The organism is uncultured Cardiobacterium sp. (genome assembly GCF_938028185.1).
Classification (GTDB): Bacteria; Pseudomonadota; Gammaproteobacteria; order Cardiobacteriales; family Cardiobacteriaceae; genus Cardiobacterium.
In genome coordinates this window covers 1-1,198 of sequence record NZ_CALJAH010000403.1, presented here as the reverse complement: position 1 = coordinate 1,198, position 1,198 = coordinate 1, and the positions used below count along the sequence as shown (strand labels likewise).

Annotated in this window: 2 protein-coding genes; both read left to right on the top strand. The window is 57.2% G+C overall.

The window, feature by feature from the left end; translation table 11 throughout:
* Nucleotides 1–146 precede the first annotated feature (146 nt).
* Nucleotides 147–494 carry a hypothetical protein gene (locus tag Q0349_RS11830; RefSeq protein ID WP_298081198.1) on the top strand — a complete coding sequence of 116 codons (348 nt, stop codon included), beginning with the start codon at nt 147–149 and terminating at the stop codon, nt 492–494.
* Between the two features lie 2 nt (nt 495–496).
* Nucleotides 497–1,198: RDD family protein (locus Q0349_RS11825; RefSeq protein ID WP_298081197.1), on the top strand; the 702-nt coding region annotated here is incomplete at its 3' end.

The window sequence follows — 1,198 nt, the reverse complement described above, 5'->3', positions numbered from 1 at the left end:
GGCAATATGGATGATGCGGAGCAGTGTTTTATCAGCAGCACTTCTTTCTTCAAGATAGTTGCTATTCTGGATATTGTGTTGTTTGTTTTTGCCATTATCGGGCTGCGCTTATAACGGTTTTTGTTATCTGGAGACAGGGATTTTTTATGAATACGCTTTTGGAACATTTCCCCAAGGCTGCCCGCTGGAGCTTTGTCATGTTTGTTGTGATGATTATCAGCGTACTTTTTACGTTATTGGGATTTTTCCTCGAACCGGGCAAGATTTTTTCGCATCTTTTTACGCTGGCGATGGGGATTTGGCAGATTGTTCTGTTTCGTGCTTATTACAAGGCGTGTACGGCGGCGATGGATAGCGGTGAGGCAGGCGATATTGAGCGCGCCTGCGAGGCGCAGATGAAGATTATTCGCCTGCTCGGTGTGCTGATGTTACTCACTATTGTGTTTGGTGGTCTTGGCTTGGTTGCGCAATTGGCTTCGCGGGCTGGTGGCTAAGGGTGCTCCTCGACGACGCGCTTTATGTGGAAACCCCGGAGGGGGTGCAGCTGGTTGCGGTGCTGGCCGATCCGCTGTCGCGGGCGCAGGCGCTGTTGTGCGATATGTTGTTGATTGTGGCCGGGGTGTTTGTGCTGGCTTTTTTGTCGGTGCGGCTCTTTGGCGGCAGCGCGGCGGCGCACGGCATTTTTCTCGCGCTCACTTTTGTCCTCATCTGGGGATATTTCTTTTTGTTTGAGTGGTTGTGTGCCGGGGTAACACCGGGCAAGCGCTGGTGCAATTTGCAGGTCATCGGCGCCGATTTGATGCCGCTTTCTGCCGCGCAGGCGGCGTGGCGCAATGTGCTGCGTTATTTGGACTGGCTGCCCGCGTTTTTTGCTGTCGGTACGCTCGCCTTGTTGGTGAGCCCTCGGAATCAGCGGCTCGGCGACTGGATGGCGGGGACGGTGGTGATTTTCAGGAAGGCACCCGCGCCCGCCGCGCGGGTGTTGCAGCCGGGCGAGGTGTTGCCGCCGCCGTGGCGGCTGTCGCGGCAGGAGCAGCGGGTATTGATGGATTTTGCCGCGTATGCGGACGCGCACCGTGAGGAGCGGCTGGTCGAGTTGAGCGCGCCGCTCGCGGTCAAGATGCCGGATTGTGATGCGCGGGAGCGGGTGCAGCGGCTGCGTGCCTGGGGGCGTTATTTGCGCGGCATGGACGGGACG